The organism is Synechococcus sp. 1G10, assembly GCF_002252625.1.
Classification (GTDB): domain Bacteria; phylum Cyanobacteriota; class Cyanobacteriia; order PCC-6307; family Cyanobiaceae; genus Regnicoccus_A.
Genome location: NZ_NQKW01000075.1, coordinates 1 through 641 on the forward strand (window position 1 = coordinate 1; position 641 = coordinate 641).

Consider the following 641-nt stretch of genomic DNA (forward strand, 5'->3'; position numbering starts at 1 on the left):
TAGTCCGTGAAGCCCAGCTGGAGGGGTTCGGCCATCCGTTCCAGTCTCAGTCTTGGATCTGGATTGATTTTAGCGGGTTTTTCAGATGTTCCTTAAGAGTCTGCGGAAAAACCGACTAAGCAGCCGCATTTTCTCAACTCCGAGCTGATTTCTCTGTGATTTCGTCAGATGGGGTCGTTTCAAGCGCTCAGACAGCCCGATTTCGCCGCATTTGGGCTGTTTTGGCGGCCCGACTGCCGCCGCTTGAGCACACCTTTGGGCAACTGGCGGCTCATGCTCCTGCCATGGTGGGCCTGAGCAAGTTGCCCAGTCGGATCAGGTTGTAGGCGATCACGTGCAGACCGAATACGGCGCTCACGTTTTCCTGGCCGCGCAGTTTGAACTGGCGCAGCCCGCCGAACGCCTTGATCCAGCCAAATACCTTCTCGATGCCGCGGCGGGCATTGATCGACTTGGCGTAGCCCACGTGGCGGGTGGTGCGGGCATCGATCGCTGAGCCACCGCTGCGGGCGGTGTTCTGCGCCACGTGGGGCGTCACGCCCAACCGCCGCATCTCGGCCACGAACCCTTTCGTGTCGTAGTTCTTGTCGGCGCCGATGGTCTTCTGGTGAGCACCGGCGCGGTCTGCTGCCATCTCCTGG

At 60.4% G+C, this 641-nt stretch carries 1 protein-coding gene; it reads right to left on the reverse strand.

All coding sequences use genetic code 11. The features are described 5' to 3' along the window. Positions 1 to 271: 271 nt before the first annotated feature. Positions 272 to 641 (reverse strand): transposase (locus CJZ82_RS17535; RefSeq protein ID WP_143593771.1); only part of this gene is annotated, 370 nt, incomplete at its 5' end.